At 71.8% G+C, this 20,870-nt stretch carries 15 protein-coding genes; 9 read left to right on the plus strand and 6 right to left on the minus strand.

Translation table 11 applies throughout. The features are described from left to right. Window positions 1–7 precede the first annotated feature (7 nt). On the plus strand, window positions 8–2,638 hold the full coding sequence (gene hrpB, locus TU31_RS33685) for an ATP-dependent helicase HrpB (RefSeq protein ID WP_042161784.1): 2,631 nt from the start codon (window positions 8–10) through the stop codon (window positions 2,636–2,638). Window positions 2,639–2,644: 6 nt separating this feature from the next. On the opposite strand, the gene pgfA is transcribed toward hrpB, so the two are convergent. From pgfA to TU31_RS33695, 3 genes are all read right to left on the minus strand, one after another. Next, window positions 2,645–3,643, minus strand: a complete 999-nt coding sequence (gene pgfA / locus TU31_RS33690; protein ID WP_042161846.1) for a cell envelope lipid trafficking protein PgfA — start codon at window positions 3,641–3,643, stop codon at window positions 2,645–2,647. 94 nt (window positions 3,644–3,737) lie between these two features. Beyond that, window positions 3,738–3,872, minus strand: a complete 135-nt coding sequence (locus TU31_RS38280) for an SPW_0924 family protein (protein WP_107050279.1) — start codon at window positions 3,870–3,872, stop codon at window positions 3,738–3,740. 183 nt (window positions 3,873–4,055) lie between these two features. Beyond that, a complete protein-coding gene (locus tag TU31_RS33695; RefSeq protein ID WP_042161786.1) occupies window positions 4,056–5,855 on the minus strand; it encodes a lytic transglycosylase domain-containing protein in 1,800 nt (599 codons plus the stop codon). A gap of 151 nt (window positions 5,856–6,006) precedes the next feature. Here TU31_RS33695 and TU31_RS33700 point away from each other — a divergent pair, with 151 nt between their 5' ends. Further along, a complete protein-coding gene (locus tag TU31_RS33700; protein ID WP_078886099.1) occupies window positions 6,007–7,020 on the plus strand; it encodes a DUF4184 family protein in 1,014 nt (337 codons plus the stop codon). A gap of 48 nt (window positions 7,021–7,068) precedes the next feature. Here TU31_RS33700 and TU31_RS33705 read toward each other — a convergent pair whose 3' ends face one another. Together TU31_RS33705 and polA are read right to left on the minus strand one after the other, a co-directional pair. Further along, window positions 7,069–7,767, minus strand: coding sequence for a rhomboid-like protein (locus TU31_RS33705; protein ID WP_042161851.1), 699 nt, complete (start codon window positions 7,765–7,767; stop codon window positions 7,069–7,071). Between the two features lie 181 nt (window positions 7,768–7,948). After that, window positions 7,949–10,687: a DNA polymerase I gene (gene polA, locus TU31_RS33710; protein WP_042161788.1), complete on the minus strand. Its 2,739-nt coding sequence runs from the start codon at window positions 10,685–10,687 to the stop codon at window positions 7,949–7,951. A 243-nt stretch (window positions 10,688–10,930) separates the two neighbouring features. Between polA and TU31_RS33715 the strand changes: the two genes are divergently transcribed. From TU31_RS33715 to TU31_RS33745, 7 genes are all read left to right on the plus strand, one after another. After that, window positions 10,931–13,231 carry an FdhF/YdeP family oxidoreductase gene (locus TU31_RS33715; protein WP_042161791.1) on the plus strand — a complete coding sequence of 767 codons (2,301 nt, stop codon included), beginning with the start codon at window positions 10,931–10,933 and terminating at the stop codon, window positions 13,229–13,231. A 116-nt stretch (window positions 13,232–13,347) separates the two neighbouring features. Beyond that, window positions 13,348–13,821, plus strand: a complete 474-nt coding sequence (locus TU31_RS33720) for a PaaI family thioesterase (protein WP_042161792.1) — start codon at window positions 13,348–13,350, stop codon at window positions 13,819–13,821. A gap of 483 nt (window positions 13,822–14,304) precedes the next feature. Beyond that, window positions 14,305–15,525, plus strand: coding sequence for a branched-chain amino acid ABC transporter substrate-binding protein (locus TU31_RS33725; protein WP_042161852.1), 1,221 nt, complete (start codon window positions 14,305–14,307; stop codon window positions 15,523–15,525). A 120-nt stretch (window positions 15,526–15,645) separates the two neighbouring features. Further along, the gene (locus TU31_RS33730) at window positions 15,646–16,575 is read left to right on the plus strand and encodes a branched-chain amino acid ABC transporter permease (RefSeq protein ID WP_042161795.1); all 930 of its coding nucleotides are present in this window, start codon (window positions 15,646–15,648) and stop codon (window positions 16,573–16,575) included. Window positions 16,576–16,580: 5 nt separating this feature from the next. After that, window positions 16,581–18,374: a branched-chain amino acid ABC transporter permease gene (locus TU31_RS33735; protein ID WP_042161854.1), complete on the plus strand. Its 1,794-nt coding sequence runs from the start codon at window positions 16,581–16,583 to the stop codon at window positions 18,372–18,374. Between the two features lie 5 nt (window positions 18,375–18,379). Beyond that, window positions 18,380–19,342, plus strand: a complete 963-nt coding sequence (locus TU31_RS33740) for an ABC transporter ATP-binding protein (RefSeq protein ID WP_042161856.1) — start codon at window positions 18,380–18,382, stop codon at window positions 19,340–19,342. After that, on the plus strand, window positions 19,339–20,055 hold the full coding sequence (locus tag TU31_RS33745) for an ABC transporter ATP-binding protein (protein ID WP_042161797.1): 717 nt from the start codon (window positions 19,339–19,341) through the stop codon (window positions 20,053–20,055). Before TU31_RS33740 ends, TU31_RS33745 begins: the two co-directional genes overlap by 4 nt. Before the next feature lie 76 nt (window positions 20,056–20,131). Here the strand turns inward: TU31_RS33745 and TU31_RS33750 are convergent, their stop codons facing one another. After that, window positions 20,132–20,797, minus strand: a complete 666-nt coding sequence (locus TU31_RS33750) for an ANTAR domain-containing response regulator (RefSeq protein WP_107070807.1) — start codon at window positions 20,795–20,797, stop codon at window positions 20,132–20,134. Window positions 20,798–20,870 lie beyond the last annotated feature (73 nt).

The following is a 20,870-nucleotide window of genomic DNA, read 5'->3' on the forward strand; positions in this document are numbered from 1 at the left end:
TGGGGGCGTGATCCGCCGTGACGCCCTTGCCCAGCTGCCCGTCCGTACCGCGTTGCCCGCGCTCCGTGCCGCCCTCGACGGGCCCGGGAGCGCGGTGCTGTGCGCCCCGCCGGGTACCGGAAAGACGACGCTGGTGCCGCTGGATCTGGCGGGGCTGACCGGCGAGGGGCCGGTGCGGCGGGTGCTGGTCGCCGAGCCGCGCCGGATGGCGGCCCGTGCGGCCGCGCGGCGGATGGCCTGGCTCCTGGGCGAGGAGGTCGGCACGGGGGCTCCCCCGGCGCAGGGCTGGGGGAAGGTGGGGTTCACGGTGCGGGGTGAGCGCCGGGCCGGGCCCCGTACCACCGTGGAAGTGGTGACCACCGGAGTGCTGCTTCAGCGGCTTCAGCGCGATCCGGAGCTGGCCGGGGTCGATGTGGTGGTGCTCGACGAGTGCCATGAGCGGCATCTCGACGCCGATACCGCCGCGGCCTTCCTCCTGGACGTACGGGAGACGCTGCGGCCCGAGCTGCGGCTGGTGGCGGCGTCCGCCACTACGGACGCGGAGGGGTGGGCGCGGCTGCTGGGCGGTGCGCGGGGCGCGGCGCCGGTGGTCGAGGCGGCGGGCGTGTCGCATCCCGTGGAGGTGGTGTGGGCGCCGCCGGAGCGGGCGGTGCGGCCGGCGCACGGGACGCGTGTGGATCCGGCACTGCTGACGCATGTGGCGGGAGTGGTACGGCGGGCGCTGCGCGAGCGGTCGGGGGATGTGCTGTGTTTCCTTCCCGGTGTCGGGGAGATCGGGCGGGTCGCCGGGGAGCTGGCGGGCGTGGACGCCGAGGTGCTTCAGGTGCACGGGCGGGCGCCGGCGGCGGTGCAGGACGCCGTATTGGCGGGCGGGAACGGCGTACGGCGGGTGGTGCTGGCGACGTCGGTGGCGGAGTCCAGCCTGACCGTGCCGGGCGTGCGGGTGGTGGTGGACAGCGGGCTGGCGCGGGTGCCGCGGACGGATCACGCGCGGGGGCTCAGCGCGCTCACCACCGTGCGGGCCTCCAGGGCGGCGGCCCGGCAGCGGGCCGGCCGGGCGGGGCGGGAGGCACCGGGGGCGGTGTACCGCTGCTGGCCGGAGGGTGAGGACGGGCGGCTGCCGGCGTTCCCCGATCCGGAGATCAGGGTGGCCGATCTGACGGCGTTCGCCCTTCAGGCGGCCTGCTGGGGTGATCCGGCGGCGGACGGCCTGGCCCTGCTGGACGCGCCGCCGGCCGGTGCGCTGGCCGCGGCGCGGGAGGTGCTGACGGCGATCGGTGCGGTGGACGGGGCCGGCCGGGCGACGGAGCGGGGCGCGCGTATGGCGCGGCTCGGACTGCATCCGCGGCTGGCGCGGGCCCTGCTGGACGGGGCGCCGCAGGCCGGGGTGCGGCGGGCGGCGGAGGTGGTCGCCCTGCTGAGCGAGGAGCCGCCGCGGGCCTATGGGGACGATCTGGCGGCGGCGTGGCGTACCGCGCGGCGGGGCGGCGATGCGTACGGGGCCAGGTGGCGGCAGGAGGCGCGGCGGCTGGCGTCGGCGGCCGGGGAGCCGCGTAACGGGTCGGGCGGGGACGGCGGCCGGGACGCCGGCGCGCCGCTCACGGACGATGCCGTGGCCGGGCTCGTCGCCGCGCTGGCGTTCCCGGAGCGGGTGGCGCGGGCCCGTGGTGGCGGGAGTTACCTCATGGCGTCCGGGACGGGGGCCGAGACCGCGGGGGCGGGGGCGCCGGGCGGATGGGGGCAGCGGCCGGGGCCGACGGGCACGGGAGGCGGTTCGGGGCTGCGGGACGCGGAGTGGCTGGCGGTGGCGGTGGCGGACCGGCCGGTGGCGGCCGCGTCGGCGCGGGTGCGGCTGGCGGCGGTGATCGACGAGGCGACGGCCCGGGCGGCGGCGCCGGCGTTGTACGCGTCCGGTGAGGAGGTCCACTGGTCGGACGGGGACGTGGTGGCCCGGCGGGTGACCCGGCTGGGGGCGATCGAACTGGCGGCCCGGCCGCTGACCGCGCCCGACCCCGGGCTGCTGCGGGACGCGGTGCTGGCGGGCCTGCGGCGGGAGGGGCTCGGGCTGCTGCGGTGGTCGGCCGCCGCGGTGTCGTTGCGGCAGCGGATGGCGTTCCTGCACCGGGAGTTGGGCGCGCCCTGGCCCGATGTCTCGGATGCGGCGCTGCTGGACTGCGTCGAGGAATGGCTGGGGGTGGAGCTCGGGCGGGCGCGGCGGCGGGCCGATCTGGAGCGGATCGATGCGGGGCAGGCGCTGGCCCGGCTGCTGCCGTGGGCGACCGGCGAAGCGGCCCGCTTCGACGAGCTGGCGCCGGAGCGTCTCGAGGTGCCGAGCGGTTCCCGGGTGCGGGTGGATTACGGCGGTGCGCAGCCGGTGCTGGCGGTCAAGCTCCAGGAGCTGTTCGGCCGGCAGGAGTCGCCGCGGGTGGCCGGCGGGCGGGTGCCGGTGCTGGTGCATCTGCTCTCCCCCGCGGGGCGTCCGGCCGCCGTCACGGCCGATCTCGCCTCGTTCTGGCGGGACGGCTACCGGTCCGTGCGCGCGGAGTTGCGCGGCCGCTACCCGAAGCATCCCTGGCCGGAGGATCCGTCGACGGCGGAGCCGACGCGGCACACGTCGGCGCGGCTCAGGCGGGGCTGAGCCGCGTCACGGGCGGCCGCCGCCCGCTCCGTCGCCGGCCGGCACCTGGGCCGCTGCGGGGGCGGGGCGGCGGCCGCGGGCTTCGAGGTACAGGCTCAGGGCGAGCAGCGCGGCGCCGAGGAGCAGGAAGCCCCAGGGGAGGTAGCGGGTGAGCAGCAGGACGAGGGTGCGCTGTGAGGTCACCAGGGCCACGGTGGAGTCGACGTAGTCGTCGCGCATCTTCACATGGCCGGCGAAGGCGGTGACCTTGCCGCCGCCGGGCAGCAGATCGCCGCCGCGCAGCTCTTCTTTGTGGATCTCCTGGCCGTTGACCGGGGCGCCGGTGACGGGCTCGACCCAGAACATCCGCTTGGTGGTGTACCAGCGGGTGGTGCCCATCTTCGCGACGGACTGCGGGGTGATGCCCTTGACCGGCATCTTCTTGGGGAGGGCGACCTTGGTCCAGGGGATGGTCTGCTCGAAGTAGTAGACCTCCAGGCCGCGGAAGGTGCGGGCCCCCTTGTAGTGGATGGGGGCCGAGGTGCGGGTCTGGGCGTCGAAGTAGGTGTAGTCGCGCCGCTCGGTGAGGAACGGCCACTTGAACTCGATGCCCTCCCGGCGCACCGGGTCGCCGTCGACCATCTCGCCGGTGGCGTGCACCGGTTCCTGGGAGTGCGCGTCGAAGAGATAGCGCTCGGGGATCGCGGAGACCATCTTGCCGTCGGGTCCGGCGACGTAGGACAGCGCGTCCCAGACGACGATGTCCCGGCCCGCGGACTTCTCGATCCGGTCGGAGGCCGCCACATCGCCCTTGAGGGTCTGCACGATGGTGACCTTCGGGACGCGCTCGGCCTTCATCGTCCCGTAGTTGAGGAGGGTGGCGGGCCGGGCCTCCAGGACCATGTCCTGGTACTGACCGGGCGGGATCTTGGCGAGCCGGGGGAAGGCGTACCACCGCATCAGCGGGGACAGCGCGGTGAAGAAGACGGCGCAGGCGAGCAGCACCAGGCTCGACCGGCGGCGCATGCCGCGGGCCGGGCGGCGGCGGCCGGGGCCGGGCGGCGGGCCGTCGGGGGTCCTCGGGGTGGGAGCGGTACGGCGCATGGCGGTCGTCCCTCCCTCAGGGGTGCTTGGGGACGGTGGTCAGCAGCGGTTTGGGGGAGGTCGTGCCGCTGGGGGCGCCGGTCGCCGTGAGGGTGAGGACGAGGGCGAACGCCGCGGCCAGTCCGACCGCGGCTGCTGTCAGGGCGCGCATGGTCGGCCTCCCGGGAGCTGATACGGCGTCAGGGCGGGGGCACCGTAGCAACGGGCGGCGCAGATGAGAACACGTGGCACCGCCGTCCTGCCCGGGACGGCGGGCAGGACGGCGGAGGCATACCGGGCGCGGACGCCGGCCCGGGGTGCGGAACCGGCCGCGCGGACGAGCCGGTTGGCGTGGTCAGGCGCCGGCCGGGGCGGCGACCTTCAGCTTGACGGTGAGGACGGCGCCGTCGGCGGTGGTCAGCCTCAGCAGGAACGTTCCCGAGTGCGCGTCGGTGTAGATCTTCGGGAGTTTCAGCAGGCCGTTGGCGTCCGTGGTGAGCCCGGTGAGCGTGCGGACCGGCTTGTCCTCGGCGTCGCCGGTGGCCCCGGGGTCCTTGAAGTAGGGGCCCTTGTCGTTCTCCACGGGCTGCTTCGGGTCGTTGGTGATCATGGTGGCGGTGACCGCCACGCCCGCCGCGCTCTTGCCCTGATAGGTCGCCTTGATCTCGACCGCGTCCTCCGCGAAGGCCTTTCCGGCGGTCGCCGTCAGCTCCTTGTCCGAGGTACGGGCGAGCTTGTCGGCCTTCGGGGCGGGCTTGGCCTTGACGGTGGCGCCGACCTCGACGGCAGGCGTGGTGTGCCGCACGGTGCTGACCCGGATGCGGAAGTCCCCGGTCCGGTCGCCCGCGCGCAGGGTGGGGGCGGTGGCCAGGCCGTCCTTGTCCGTCGTGACGGTGACGGTGGTCGCGTCACCGGGGAAACGGGCGTCGGTGGCCGGGGGAAGGGTGAAGCGGACGGGGACGCCGGCGACGGCCTTGCCCCCGGCGTCCTGGGCGCGGACCTGGGGCGGGGTGGCGAACTCGGTGCCCGCGGTGGTGCTCAGGTCCTTGTCACCGACCCGTACGAGGGTGGTGGGGTGCGCGGGCTCGGGGTTGGGGGTGGGCTTCTGGGTGGGGGGCTCCGTGCCGCCCGGTGTGGGGCGGTTGCCGTCCGGGCGCCCCGGCTTGCCGGGGTGCTGCTGTCCCTTACCGGGCTTGCCGGGCTTGTCGGAGCCGCCGGGGCGCGGGCTCTTGCCCGGCTTGGCGCCGGGGCCGCGGCCGTGGTGCGGCCGGCCTTCGGACCGGCCGCCGCTGTCGCCGTCGGACCGGCCGGCGTCGCGGTGGACCGGCAGCACACCCTTGCCGTCCGGCACCTCGTGGGTGCCGTTCCGGTAGAACGCGTACCAGGACAGCACCGTGCGCAGATACTCCTCGGAGTGGTTGTAGCCGAGGATCGCCCGGTCCAGGTCGTTCTGGACCGTCAGATCGCGGCCGCCGGCGCAGAGATAGTGGCCGGCGGCGAGCGCCGCGTCGAAGACGTTATGGGGGTCCTTCTTGCCGTCGCCGTTGCCGTCGGCGCCCCAACCGGTGCCGTCGGGGCCGCCGTCGGACCACGTGGACGGGATGAACTGCATCGGGCCCACGGCACGGTCGTGGGTGAGGTCGCCGTCATAGCGGCCGGCGTCGGTGTCGGTGATCCGCGCGAAACCGTGGCCGTTGAGCTGCGGGCCGAGTATCGGCCGGAGGGTGGTGCCCTCGGCGTCGACCGCGCCGCCGCGCGCCTGGCCGGATTCGACCTTGCCGATCCCGGCGAGCAGCTGCCAGGGCAGCCGGCAGCCCGGGTCGGAGGCGTCGATCGCGGTCGCGGCCTTCCTGTACGCGGCCAGGACGGTGGCGGGGAGGCCGGCCTCGGCGGGTCCCCGGCCGGTGGCGGGGCCCTTGCCGGTGTGCGGCGAACCGTGCGGCGGCACCGGGCTCTTGAGGGGCGGCAGGTCGGTGTAGTACGCGGAACCGCCGTCGATCGGGACATCGGCGGGGGGCGGGGCCGGCCGCCGCTTCGCTGCCGCGGCGCCGGTGGCTCCCGGCGCCTGAGAGGCGGTCAGCGCGGCCAGCACCAGGGCCGCCACGGCCGTCGAGGCCGCTCCCCTTTGGAGCCGCCGTCGGAATGTGGCTGCCATACGTGGTTCCCCTCCGCATTGCCTGACCGCGCTCCTGACGCGGTATCGCGCTCCCCAGCGCACCAACTCAGGCGAGACTACGACAACTCGGGCCTGGCATCTACTACCCACTTCAGACACATAATGACTCGAATCGATCAAGGAGAGGCCCATGCCGTTCACGCTCAGCCATGCTGCCGCCGTGCTCCCGGCCATCCGGCGGACCGGGGCGGCCCGCGGTCCGCTGGTCGCCTCGGCGCTCGTGGCGGGGTCGTTCGCACCCGATATGACGTACTACGCGGACACCCTGGTTCCCGGTGGCATGGCCTTCGGCGAGTTCACCCACTCACTGCCGGGTGTGCTGACCGTGGATGTGCTGGTCACCGCGGCGCTCGTGGGTGGCTGGCTGCTGGTACGCGAGCCGTTGACCGCGCTGGTGCCCCGAGCGTGGCGCGGCACGGTCCACAGCTTCGTCCGCGGCCGGTCCTGGCGACCCCGGGGGACGGGTGAACTCGCCGCCCTGGTGGGCTGGTTCGCGGTCTCGGCGGTACTCGGGGCGGCGACCCATGTGGTCTGGGACGCCTTCACCCACCCGGGCCGCTGGGGCACCCGGCTGGTGCCCGGCCTGGACCGGGTGGTGGGCGGCCTGCCGGTCTGCACCTACGTCCAGTACGGCACCTCGGCGCTCGCACTGGCGGCGATGGCTGCGTTCCTGTGGCCGGTGCTCCGGGGCGGCGGTACCGCGGCGTCCGGGCTGCCGGCGCCGGCCTCGGTCCCGGAGCTATCCGTACGCCTGCGACTGCTGCTGACCGTCCCGCTCGCGCTGTGTGTGGCGGCCGGCGCCGTGCACCGTGTCCTGCGGGCGCGCGCCGTGTACGGGCCCGGGGCGGGCGCGCTCGACTACCTCCCGTCCGCGCTCTTCGGCGCCGGGGCCGGTCTCGTCCTCGGGCTGCCGCTCTACGCGGTGGCCGTACGACTGCTGCACCACCGCGGCCTCCGCAACCGGGCAGCCGACGCCACGGGCCTGCCGCCGACGCCCGCGGCGCGGACCGTGCCCCGGGCGGTGGCGCCGTCCGGTGCCGCGGCCGCGTCGCGCGTGGCGCCGTCGGGTTCCGCGCCGCCGTCGCCCGTGGCGCCGTCCGGTGCCGCGGCCACGTCGCCGAACTCGCCGTCCCCCACGGAGTGACGGCGCCCGACGGGCCTGCTCGCACCCGCGCCGCCGCGTCCCGTCGGGCTACTCGACGAGCGCCGGGCCGGGCTCCGGCACCAGGGCCGGGGCCGCGCGCCGGGCGGCCCGCAGCAGGAAGGCGCCGCAGACGAAGCCGACGACGGCCGCCAGCAGATGTCCGATGGTGGTGAAGTCGGGCAGCACCCCGCTCCAGTCACCGCCGAGCACCGGCCAGGCGACGACTCCGGCCGCCGCGAGCAGGCGCGCCCGGGGCAGCAGCAGCGCACCCGCCGCGAGCACCGTCTCGGCCCCGTAGCTGATGCCGAAGTCGGGGGCGTGCCGGACGCTGTCCGGGTACCAGCCGTGGGCGAGGGCCACGTGGATCACCGGCACGGTGAACAGCGTCGCCGCGAGATGCCCCAGGACGAAGATGCCGCAGGCGCGTACCGGCCCGTACCGTCGTTCCAGCCACGCCAGGCACACGGCGACGCCGAGGCCGAGCGTGATCAGCGTGCCGGCGAAGGCCTCCGAGGCGACCTCGGTCAGCGTGCCGTCGAAGAACAGCAGGCTGCCCGCCAGCACCCGGACCGGACGGTCCTGAAGATTGTCCAGATGGGTACTGACGCCGAGCACCATCCGCTGGGCCTCCGCGGTGGACAGCACCGCGGTGCACCACACATGGGTCGCCAACAGCAGTGCGAGATAGCCGACGGTGACCGGGCTACGGGAGACATAGGTGCCCAGGGCGCGGGCCACACGACGCATCACGGGGTGATCAAAGCACAGCGCTTCCGAGCGGAACACGCTCCATGACGCAGGGGGCGACGACCGGTTTCAAGCCACCGCCGAGCGGGCCCGAGCGGTCGCAACTCGCTGCGGTGCGGGCCGGGTTGAGGGGTGCGGCGGGTGGTGGCGCGGGGCGTCCGCGCCACCACCGCTTCCCGGCTCAGTGGGCCGCCGACTCCCAGTCCTTGCCGAAGCCGACGGAGACGTCCAGAGGGGCGCTCAGTTCGGCCGCGGCGGCCATTTCGCGGCGGACCAGTTCCTCGACCTGCTTGCGTTCGCCGGGGGCCACCTCGACGACGATTTCGTCATGGACCTGGAGCAGCAGCCGGGACTCCAGCTCCGCGGTCCGCAGCGCCGCGTCGACCCGCAGCATCGCGATCTTGACGATATCGGCGGCGGTGCCCTGGATCGGGGCGTTGAGCGCCATCCGCTCGGCCGTTTCGCGGCGCTGGCGGTTGTCGCTGTTGAGGTCGGGGAGGTAGCGGCGGCGGCCGAGCATCGTCTCCGTGTAGCCGGTGGCGCGGGCCTCCTCCACGACGCGCTGGAGGTAGTCGCGCACCCCGCCGAACCGCTCGAAGAAGTTGTCCATCAGCTTGCGGGCCTCATCGGGCTGGATGCCCAGCTGCTGGGAGAGGCCGAAGGCCGACAGGCCGTACGCCAGGCCGTAGGACATCGCCTTGATCTTGCGGCGCATCTCCGGGTCGACCTTGGTCTTGTCGACCGAGAAGACATGCGAGGCGACGGTGGTGTGCAGGTCCTCACCGGAGGTGAACGCCTCGATCAGGCCCTCGTCCTCGGAGAGATGGGCCATCACCCGCAGCTCGATCTGGCTGTAGTCGGCGGTCAGCAGCGAGTCGAAGCCCTCGCCGACGACGAAGCCTCGGCGGATCGCCCGGCCCTCGTCCGTGCGCACCGGGATGTTCTGGAGATTGGGGTCGGTGGAGGACAGCCGGCCGGTGGCCGCCACCGTCTGGTTGAAGGTGGTGTGGATCCGGCCGTCGGCGGCGATGGTCTTGATCAGGCCCTCGACGGTCGTGCGCAGCTTGGCCTGCTCACGGTGCCGGAGCATGATCACCGGGAGCTCGTTGTCGGTCTGCGCGGCCAGCCAGGCGAGCGCATCGGCGTCGGTGGTGTAACCCGTCTTGGTCTTCTTGGTCTTGGGCAGGCCCAGCTCGCCGAAGAGGACCTCTTGCAGCTGCTTGGGCGAGCCCAGGTTGAACTCATGGCCCGCGGCGGCGTGCGCCTCCTTGACGGCCTGCTGGACCGCGCCGGCGAACTGCTGCTCCATCCGCTCCAGCCAGCCCCGGTCAGCGGCGATACCGGCCCGCTCCATCCGGGCCAGCAGCACGCTGGTCGGCAGCTCCACATCGCGCAGCAGCCCGGCCGCGCCGACCTCCGCCAGCTTCGTCTCGAACGCCGTCCCCAGATCGAGGACCGTACGGGCCTGCCCCATCAGGGCGTCCGCCTCGGCCTCCTCGTCCGCGCCGAACGCCAGCTGGCCGTCACCGGCCGCCGCCGGGGCGAGATCACGCCCCAGGTATTCGACGGACAGGGCGTCCAGGGCGAAGGAGCGGCGGCCGGGCTTGACCAGATAGGCGGCCAGCGCGGTGTCCATGGTGACGCCGTCGATGGTCCAGCCGTGCTCGCCGAAGACCCTCATCAGGCCCTTGGCGTTGTGCATCACCTTGGGGCGGGCGGCGTCCGCGCTCCAGGCGGCGAAGGCCCGCTCGTCGGCCTCGTCGAGCTGGGACGGGTCGAACCAGGCGGCCGGGCCGTCGGCGGCGGCCAGCGCGACCTCGGCGACACTTCCGCTGCCCAGCGTCCACACATCGACGGTGGCCACGCCCAGCGGTCCGGTGCCGTGCTCGGCCAGCCACGGAGCGAGTTCGCCCGCGCCGATGACCGTGCCGTCCACCTCGACGCCGGGGGCGGGGGCGGCCTCGTCGGCGGCCTCGGCGGCGCCCGGGTCGACGGCGTGCAGCCGGTCCCGCAGGCCCTGGTTGCGGATCTCCAGGGCGTTGAGGAACACCGAGAGCGCCTCGCGGTCGTACGCCTCGCGGGTCAGCTCCGCCGGGCCGCACGGCAGCTCGACATCGCGCACCATCTCCGTCAGCCGGCGGTTGAGCTTCACCGCCTCCAGGTGCTCGCGGAGGTTGGCACCCGCCTTGCCCTTGACCTCGTCGACGCGCTCCACCAGCTCGGCGAACGAACCGAACTGGTTGATCCACTTCGTGGCGGTCTTCTCGCCGACGCCCGGGATGCCGGGGAGGTTGTCGGACGGGTCGCCGCGCAGCGCGGCGAAGTCCGGGTACTGGGCGGGGGTCAGGCCGTACTTCTCGAAGACCTTCTCCGGGGTGAAGCGGGTCAGCTCCGACACACCCTTGGTGGGGTAGAGGACCGTGACATCGTCGGAGACCAGCTGGAAGGAGTCGCGGTCGCCGGTGACGATCGAGACCTTGAAGCCCTGCGCGGTGGCCTGCTCGGTGAGGGTGGCGATGACGTCGTCGGCCTCGAAGCCGTCGATCGCGAACCGCTTCACCCGCATCGCGTCGAGCAGCTCACCGATCAGCTCGACCTGGCCCTTGAACTCGTCGGGCGTCTTGGAACGGTTCGCCTTGTAGTCGGCGAATTCCTCGGACCGCCAGGTCTTGCGGGAGACGTCGAACGCCACCGCGAAATGCGTGGGCGCCTCGTCGCGCAGGGTGTTCGCGAGCATCGACGCGAAGCCGTAGATCGCATTGGTCGGTTGTCCCGTGACGGTCGTGAAATTCTCCACGGGCAGGGCGAAGAACGCCCGGTATGCCATGGAATGCCCGTCCATCAGGAGCAGGCGGGGACGACCGCCCGCCGCCGCTTCGGTCCCGGTCGCTTCGCTCTTCTTCGCTGCCTTTGCTGCCACGCCCCCGATCCTGCCACGCCCCACTGACAATCCCCGCCGCGGCGGCCCCGCACCTGGCCGCACACCGCTCCGCCCCCTCGCCGCACACCGCTCCGGACCGCGCCACGCGCCCGGCCGCCCTCCCCGGCCCGCACCTGCGGCGATCACCTCTACACCGCCCCGCGCGTCCGTGACAGGATCTGATGTGTACCGCAACGATCCGCCGGTGTTGGCGGAGCAGCTCACGGCTCAAGGGAGAGCGCCATGGCAGGCAAGCCGCCCGCGTCGGACCCCGTCCAGGACGCGCCCCAGGTCAGCGCACCCCAGCACGCCGCCGTCGGGCTGCCGGCGATCACCCACGCGCTGCGCATGTCCCAGCAGCAGATGGGTGTGCGCCGTACCGCCCTCACCCTGCTGCGGGTCAACCAGCCGGACGGGTTCGACTGCCCCGGCTGCGCCTGGCCCGAGCCCGACAAGCCGCACACCGCCGAATTCTGTGAGAACGGCGCCAAGGCCGTCGCCGAAGAGGCCACGCTGCGCCGCGTCACCCCGGACTTCTTCGCCGAGCACTCCGTCGCCGATCTCGCGAACCGCAGCGGCTACTGGCTCGGCCAGCAGGGCCGCCTCACCCACCCCATGTACCTCGCCGAGGGCGCCGACCACTACGAGCCGGTGACCTGGGAGCAGGCCTTCGACATCGTCGGCGAGGAGCTGACCGCCCTCGACTCCCCCGACGAGGCCGTCTTCTACACCTCGGGCCGCACCAGCAACGAGGCCGCCTTCCTCTACCAGCTCTTCGCCCGCGAATTCGGCACCAACAACCTCCCCGACTGCTCCAACATGTGCCATGAGTCGTCGGGCTCCGCCCTGACGGAGACCATCGGCATCGGCAAGGGAAGCGTCCTCCTGGAGGACCTCTACAAAGCCGACCTGATCATCGTCGCCGGCCAGAACCCGGGCACCAACCACCCGCGGATGCTCACCGCCCTGGAGAAGGCCAAGGCCGGCGGCACGAAGATCATCTCGATCAACCCGCTGCCCGAAGCCGGACTGGAACGCTTCAAGAACCCGCAGACGCCGCGCGGTCTGGCCGGCGGCGGCACCGCGCTCACCGACCTCTTCCTCCAGGTACGCCTCGGCGGCGACCAGGCACTCTTCCGCGCCCTCAACCGCCTCCTCCTCGACACCGAGGGAGCCCTCGACGAGGACTTCATCGGTGAACACACCCACGGCTTCGAGGAGTTCGCGCGCACGGCCCGCGCCGATGACGACTGGGACGAGACACTGCGCGCCACCGGCCTGACCCGCGCGGAGATCGACCGCGCGCTCGCCATGGTCCTCTCGTCGAAGCGCACCATCGTGTGCTGGGCCATGGGCCTGACCCAGCACAAGCACTCCGTCCCCACCATCCGGGAAGTCGTCAACTTCCTCCTGCTGCGCGGCAACATCGGCCGCCCCGGCGCCGGCGTCTGCCCGGTACGCGGTCACAGCAACGTCCAGGGCGACCGCACCATGGGCATCTTCGAGCGACCCGCGCCCGCCTTCCTCAACGCCCTGGAGAGGGAGTTCGGCTTCGCCCCGCCCCGGGAGCACGGCCTCGATGTCGTCCGCGCCATCCGCGCGCTGCGCGACGGACAGGCCAAGGTGTTCTTCGCGATGGGCGGCAACTTCGTCTCCGCCACCCCCGACACCGACGTCACCGAGGCCGCCATGCGCCGCGCCCGGCTGACCGTCCATGTCTCCACCAAGCTCAACCGCTCGCATGTGATCACCGGCGCCCGCGCACTGATCCTGCCGACGCTGGGCCGTACGGAACGCGATGTGCAGACCGGCCCGGACGGCGCGCCCGCCGAACAGTTCGTGACGGTCGAGGACTCCATGGGCATGGTGCACGCCTCCCGCGGCCGCCTGGCGCCCGCCGGCCCAAAGCTGCTGTCCGAGACGGCCATCGTCGCCCGGCTGGCCCGCCGGGTCCTGGGCGCCGGAAGCCGCACCCCCTGGGAGGAGTTCGCGCGGGACTACGCGACGATCCGCGACCGTATCGCCCATGTCATCCCGGGCTTCGAGGACTTCAACACCAGGGTGGCCCGCCCCGGAGGCTTCGCCCTTCCGCACGCCCCCAGGGACAGCCGCAGCTTCCCCACCGCCACCGGGAAGGCCAACTTCACCGCCGCGCCCGTCGAGTACCCCACCGCCCCCGAAGGGCGGCTGCTGCTCCAGACACTGCGCTCCCACGACCAGTACAACACCACCGTCTACGGCCTCGACGACCGCTACCGCGGCATCAAGAACGGCCGCCGGGTGGTGCTCGTCCACCCCGACGACGCCCGCGAACGGGGCCTGGCCGACGGCGCGTACACCGACCTGGTCAGCGAATGGACGGACGGCAGCGAGCGGCGCGCGCCCGGCTTCCGCGTCGTGCACTACCCGACGGCCCGCGGCTGCGCGGCCGCCTACTACCCCGAGACCAATGTCCTCATCCCGCTCGACCACACCGCCGACACCAGCAACACCCCCGCCGCCAAGTCGATCGTGATCCGCCTGGAGAGCCCCCGGGAGGACTGACCGCCCACGGGGCGGCCGGCGGGAACAACGACCCCGCGCTGAGCGCTTGCTCAGGGGCCTGATAGGAACAGGCACGGATCGACGACGATCACGGGCGAGCGAACGGAGCCGTAGGCATGGGTGAGCGCAGCACCACCAAATTTCCGCAGGAGATCCTCGACCAGTGGGCCGGCCTCGGCCTCGACCTGCCCTCCTTCTTCTCCGCCGGCCACCTCGGCGAGCGGATGAGCGTGCAGGTCACCGAAGCCGCCCCCGAGCGCATCGTCGGCACCATGCCCGTCGAGGGCAACACCCAGCCCTACGGACTGCTGCACGGCGGCGCCTCGGCCGTCCTCGCCGAGACCCTCGGCTCCGTCGGCGCCATGCTGCACGGCGGCCCCACCAAGCTCGCCGTCGGCGTCGACCTGAACTGCACCCACCACCGCGGTGTCCGCTCCGGACTGGTCACCGGCGTCGCCACCCCCGTCCACCGTGGCCGCTCCACCGCCACCTACGAGATCGTGATCACCGACGAACAGGACAAGCGGGTCTGCACCGCCCGGCTGACCTGCATGCTGCGCGAGGTGGACACCGACGCCTACCGCGCCTGATCCGCCCCGGCCGGCGCTCCGCCGGCCGCCGTCACGGCCCCGCCCCCGGCCTCGGGAGCGGGGCCGTCCGCATATCCGTAACTCTGAGTAACCCGCGTTCCGTGCGTCGCCCGGCGCAACTCCCGTACCCCCCACGGGCATCGGCACCACACTGACCGGCGCATCCGCTATCCGGACGCCGTTCCGTCACCACGCGCCCCATCCCCCCGTGGAAGTGCGAGTTCACCCTCCGCACCGCGTTCGCCCTGCGGTGTAAGGACCATAACGGCATAACACTCATCGAAGGTCATAACAAGAGCGTCACATCCTGGTCGGCGCCTCTGCCGGTGCGACGAACACCGGCTTAGAGTCACCGCCAGTCACCGCGCCGCCGGGCCCGCTGACGGAGCACGCACCCTTGCGCTCCAGCTCGCCCGGCCGCGGAACGGCCATGCGACAGCCGTGGCCGCGCCAGGGAAAGGACTGATCGTGCGTCACCGTTCCTTGCTTCTCCTCACCACCGCAGTCACCGCCGGCGCCCTCACGCTCTCCGCGTGCGGCTCCCGCGGCGACAACAAGAGCGGCGACGGCTCCAAGACCACCGTCGTCATCGGCCTCGACGCCCCCACCACCGGCGAGCTCTCCGCTCTGGGCCTGGGCATCCGCAACTCCGCCCAGCTCGCCATCGACAACGCCAACAAAACCGGCGAGGTCAAGGGCGTCACCTTCAAGCTCCAAGCCCTCGACGACAAGGCCCTCCCCAACGTCGGCCAGCAGAACGCCACCAAACTCGCCGGCGACAAGGACGTGCTCGGCGTCGTCGGCCCGCTCAACTCCGGCGTCGCCCAGTCCATGCAGCAGGTCTCCAAGCAGAACAACCTCACCCTGATCTCGCCGGCGAACACCACGCCCGACCTCACCCAGGGCAAGGACTGGAAGCAGAACAAGCGCGTCCGCCCCTTCCCCACCTACTTCCGCACCGCCACCACCGACGAGGTGCAGGGCGCCTTCGACGGCCAGTACGCGTGGGAGAAGATGAAGGTCAAGAAGGCCTATGTGATCGACGACCAGAAGACCTACGGCGTCGGCCTCGCCTCCTCCTTCAAGGACCAGTTCAGCAAGCTCGGCGGAAAGATCGCCGGCACCGAACACGTCAGCCCCGACGACCGTGACTTCAAGGCCGTCGTCTCCAAGGTCAAGTCCGCCAAGCCCGACCTGGTCTTCTACGGCGGCGAATACCCCGCCTCCGGCCCGCTCAGCCAGCAGCTCAAGGACGGCGGCGTCACCGTTCCCCTCATGGGCGGCGACGGCATGTACAGCGGCGACTACATCAAGCTCAACAAGAAGGCACAGGGCGACTACGCCTCCTCCGTCGGCAAGCCCGTCGAAGAGCTCCCCTCCGCCAAGAAGTTCATCGCCGACTACAAGGCAGCCGGCTTCAAGGAGTCCTACGAGGCCTACGGCGGCTCCACCTACGACTCGACCTGGGCCATCATCCAGGCCGTGAAGAAGGTCGTCGAGGACAACGACGGCAAGCTCCCCGACGACGCCCGCAAGAAGGTCGTCGACGCGATGAACAAGGTCACCTTCGACGGTGTCACCGGCCCCATCGCCTTCGACAAATACGGCGACACCACCAACACCATGATCACCGCCTACCAGGTGGACAAGGGGAAGTGGGCCTCCCGCTTCAGCGCCGAATTCAAGAAGTTCGACAAGAGCTGACCAACCGCACCACTCCTCATCACCACGGGCCGCGCCAGGACGCACCACGACCCTGGCGCGGCCCGTGGCACACCGGGACACCCCGGCTTCTCCTCACTCCCACGCAACGGAGGCCCTGCGGTGAGCGAACTGCCGCAACAGCTGGCCAACGGACTCATCCTCGGCGCGATGTACGGTCTCATCGCGATCGGCTACACGATGGTCTACGGAATCGTCCAGCTCATCAACTTCGCCCATGGCGAGATCTTCATGGTCGGCGGCTTCGGAGCGCTCAGCGTCTACCTGGCGCTGCCGTCCGGTACCTCGCTGATCCTCGCCCTGCCGGCCATGCTCCTCGGCGGTATCGCCGTATCCGTCCTCGTCGGCATCGCAGCGGAACGATTCGCCTATCGTCCGCTGCGCGGCGCCCCACGCCTCGCCCCCCTCATCACCGCCATCGGCCTGTCCATCGCCCTCCAGCAAGCCATCTGGAAGTGGTACCCCGACGGCAAACAGGCCCGCGTCTTCCCCCAGTTCAAGGGCCACGCCTTCGACATCCTCGGCGCCACCGTCCAGCGCGGCGACCTCTTCGTCCTCATCGCCGCCCCCGCCTGCATGATCGCCCTCGGCTTCTTCGTCGCCAAGACCCGCAGCGGCCGCGCCATGCAGGCCACCGCGCAGGACCCCGACACCGCCAAGCTCATGGGCATCAACACCGACCGCATCATCGTCCTGGCCTTCGCCATCGGCGCCGCCTTCGCCGGCGTCGCCGCCGTCGCCTACGGACTGCGCACCGGCGAGGTCCAGTTCCGCATGGGCTTCATCATGGGCCTCAAGGCCTTCACCGCGGCCGTGCTCGGCGGCATCGGCAACATCTACGGCGCCATGCTCGGCGGTGTCGTCCTCGGCGTCGCCGAAGCCCTCGCCACCGCCTACATCGAGGAAATACCCGGCATGGAGCAATTCGGCGGCGGAGCCTGGAAGGACGTCTGGGCCTTCGTCCTCCTCATCCTCGTACTCCTCCTGAGACCACAAGGCCTCCTGGGCGAACGCGTCGCGGATCGGGCGTGATACCGATGACCACCCACACCACCACCCCGGCCCGCGGCCTGATCCCGCTCCCCGAGCGCACCGCGCGCCTCGTCACCGCCGCAGGCGCCCTGGCCACCACCGCCAGCACCGCCCTCGCCTGGACCTGGAGCAGCGACTTCCCCGGCGACCTCACCTACTACCTCTCCCCCGCCGGCCTCCAGATCATCACCCTCGTCGGCGGCCTCCTCACCCTGCTCCTCGCCTGCGCGGCGCTCGGCGTCCGCGGCCTGCAATGGCTCACCCCCGCGGGACGCCACGCCCCCACCCTCCTCGCGGCCCTCGCCACCTTCGCCGCCACCTGGTTCACCCTGCTCTCCATCGCCGTCGAGCTGCACGGCCTGATCAACCTCGAACCCGGCGGCGCCATCGCCGGACTCGCCTCCCTGATCACCGTCGCCGGCGCCCTTGCCCTGCCTCCCGACCAGGTCCCCGACACACCGCCCGCCAACCCGTGGCGACGCTTCACCGCGAGCCTGGCCGCCTCCCCCCTACGGCCCCGCACCCGGAAACTCCCCTCCTGGGCCGAGATCCTGATCATCGCGGCCGCCTTCGCCGCCGGGCTGCTCGCCTTCACCTACGGGATCGACACCGACGACGGCGCCCCCTTCGTCGGCTACCTGATCTTCATGGTGCTGGCCATCCCCGCCCTCAACCGGGCCGGACTCATCGCGCGGCTCACCGCACTGACCCACACCCACCGCGGCGTGGCCCTCGGCGCGGCCTTCATCGCCGCCGCCTGCTTCCCCCTCACCCAGGACACCGACCAGTACACGATCATCGGGGCCAACATCCTGATCTTCGCCACCGTCGCCCTGGGCCTCAACGTCGTCGTCGGCCTCGCCGGACTGCTCGACCTCGGCTACGTCGCCTTCCTCGGCGTCGGCGCCTACGCGGCCGCCCTCGTCTCCGGCTCCCCCGAATCCGCCCTCGGGCTCCACTTCCCCTTCTGGGCAGCCCTCCTGACCGGCGCCGCGGCCTCCCTCATCTTCGGCGTCCTCATCGGTGCCCCCACCCTGCGCCTGCGCGGCGACTACCTCGCCATCGTCACACTCGGCTTCGGTGAGATCTTCCGCATCGCCATGCTCAACCTCAACGGCACCACCGGCCCCGACGTCACCAACGGCGCCATGGGCATCCCCAACATCCCCAACCTCGAAATCTTCGGCTTCAACTTCGGCGAGCCCCACACCATCCTCGGCATCCCCATCGCCACCTACGGCAACTACTACCTGCTGATGATCCTCGTGACGGCCTTCGTCGTCCTCGTCTTCCGGCGCGCCGCGGCCTCCCGCATCGGCCGCGCCTGGATCGCCATCCGCGAGGACGAGACCGCCGCCATCGCCATGGGCATCAACAGCTTCCGGCTGCGTCTGCTGGCGTTCGCGCTCGGCGCCGCGCTCGCCGGACTCGCCGGCACCGTGCACGCCCACGTCGTCACCACGGCCACCCCCGAGCAGTTCCAGTTCGCCGGGCCCCAGCCGCCCAACTCCGCCTTCCTCCTCGCCGCCGTCATCCTCGGCGGCATGGGAACCCTCAGCGGACCCCTCGTCGGCGCCGCCCTGCTCTTCCTCATCCCCGCCAAACTCGACTTCCTCCAGGACTACCAACTCCTGCTCTTCGGCATCGCCCTCGTCCTCCTGATGCGCTACCGCCCCGAGGGCCTGATCCCCGACCGCAGGAAGCAGCTGGAATTCCACGAGACCGGCCAACTCGACGTGCCCGACCAGCGCCTCCCGGACGCAGACGCCACCCTCGGCGCCACCAAGGCAAAGGCGTGACGACCATGACCACAGCACCCAGCCTCGCACCCGCCACTGACACCGTCCTCAAGGCCGACGGCGTCACCATGCGCTTCGGCGGACTCACCGCCGTACGCGGCGTCGACCTCACCGTCGGCGCCGGCGAAATCGTCGGCCTCATCGGCCCCAACGGAGCCGGCAAAACCACCTTCTTCAACTGCCTCACCGGCCTCTACGTGCCCACCGAAGGCACCGTCAGCTACCGGGGCACCCGCCTCTCCCGTAAACCCCACCTCGTCACCCAGGCCGGCGTCGCCCGCACCTTCCAGAACATCCGCCTCTTCGCCAACATGACGGTCCTGGAAAACGTCCTCGTCGGGCGGCACACCCGCACCAAGGAAGGACTCTGGTCCGCGCTCCTCCGCAGCCCCGGCTTCAAAAAGGCCGAACGCACCAGCGAAGAACGCGCCATGGAACTCCTGGAGTTCACCGGCCTCGCCCACAAACGCGACCACCTCGCCCGCAACCTCCCCTACGGCGAACAACGCAAGCTCGAAATCGCCCGCGCCCTCGCCAGCGAACCCGGACTGCTGCTGCTGGACGAACCGACCGCCGGCATGAACCCCCAGGAGACCCGCGCCACCCAGGACCTCGTCCTCGCCATCCGCGCCCAGGGCATCGCCGTCCTCGTCATCGAGCACGACATGCGCTTCATCTTCAACATGTGCGACCGCGTCGCCGTCCTCGTCCAGGGCCAGAAACTCGTCGAAGGCACCGCGGAGGTCGTCCAGGCCGACGAACGCGTCATCGCCGCCTACCTGGGCACCCCCGTCGAGGACGTCGCACCACCGGACCGGGCCACGGACACCGCGGCCGCGCCCGAGCCGGCCACCCCCGAGACCCCGGACCCGGCACCGGCACCGGCACCGGCAGCAGAACCCGACGCAGCAGACGGGACGGCCCCCACAGACCGGCCGGCCCAGGGACAGACCGGAGACACCCCATGACCGCACTGCTCGAGGTCGAGGACCTCCGCGTCGCCTACGGCAAGATCGAAGCCGTCAAAGGCATCTCGTTCTCCGTCGAAGAAGGCCAGGCCGTCACCCTCATCGGCACCAACGGCGCCGGGAAGACCACCACCCTGCGCACCCTCTCCGGCCTCCTCAAGCCCCTGGCCGGCAAGATCACCTTCGACGGCGAACCGCTCAACGGCGTCCCCGCCCACAAAATCGTCGAACGCGGCCTCGCCCACTCCCCCGAAGGCCGCCGCCTCTTCCCCCGCCTCACCATCGCCGAAAACCTCAAGCTCGGCGCCTTCCTCCGCAAAGACGCCGACGGCATCGAGAAGGACATCCAGCGCGTCTACGACCTCTTCCCCATCCTCGGCGAACGCAGCAAACAAGCCTCCGGCACCCTCTCCGGCGGCGAACAGCAAATGCTCGCCATGGGCCGCGCCCTGATGTCCCGCCCCAAACTCCTCATGCTCGACGAGCCCTCCATGGGCCTCTCCCCGATCATGATGCAGAAGATCATGGAGACCATCCGCGAACTCCGCTCCCAGGGCACCACCATCCTCCTCGTCGAACAGAACGCCCAGGCCGCGCTCTCCCTCGCCGACCAGGGACACGTCATGGAAATCGGCCGCATCGTCCACTCCGGCAGCGGCGAATCCCTCCTCCACGACGAATCCGTCCGCAAGGCCTACCTCGGCGAGGACTGACCCGCCCCGGCCTCCCACACGAGCGGCCCCGCACCGGTCAACACCGGTACGGGGCCGCTCACACGCTCGGCAGCGCCTACTGATCCTTCTGCTGCTTCTTCTCCTCGGCGTCCTCGATGACCGCCTCGGCGACCTGCTGCATCGACAGCCGCCGGTCCATCGACGTCTTCTGGATCCACCGGAACGCGGCCGGCTCCGTCAGCCCGTACTGCGTCTGGAGAATGCTCTTCGCCCGGTCCACCAGCTTCCGGGTCTCCAGCCGCTGGGTGAGGTCCGCGACCTCCTTCTCCAGCGTCCGCAGCTCGGTGAACCGGCTCACCGCCATCTCGATCGCCGGAACCACATCGCTCTTCGAGAACGGCTTCACCAGATACGCCATCGCACCCGCGTCCCGCGCCCGCTCCACCAGCTCACGCTGCGAGAACGCGGTCAGCATCAGCACCGGCGCGATGGTCTCCTCGGCGATCTTCTCGGCCGCCGAGATGCCGTCCAGCACCGGCATCTTCACGTCCAGGATCACCAGGTCGGGACGGTGCTCCCGGGCCAGCTCCACAGCGGTCTGCCCGTCCCCGGCCTCGCCGACGACGGTGTAGCCCTCCTCCTCCAGCATCTCTTTGAGATCGAGACGGATGAGGGCCTCGTCCTCGGCGATCACGACGCGCGTGGTCAGCGGCGGGACATGCGACTGATCGTCATCGGCGACGGGCTGCTCGGGCTCGGCGGCGCTCACGGGACTCCTCATTCCAGGCAGGTGGTGCTCCATGAGCCTACCCATCTCCTGTAAGGTGGTCCCACAGCAGGTAGGCATTAACCTT

It is taken from the genome of Streptomyces lydicamycinicus, from assembly GCF_000829715.2.
Taxonomy (GTDB): Bacteria; Actinomycetota; Actinomycetes; order Streptomycetales; family Streptomycetaceae; genus Streptomyces; species Streptomyces lydicamycinicus.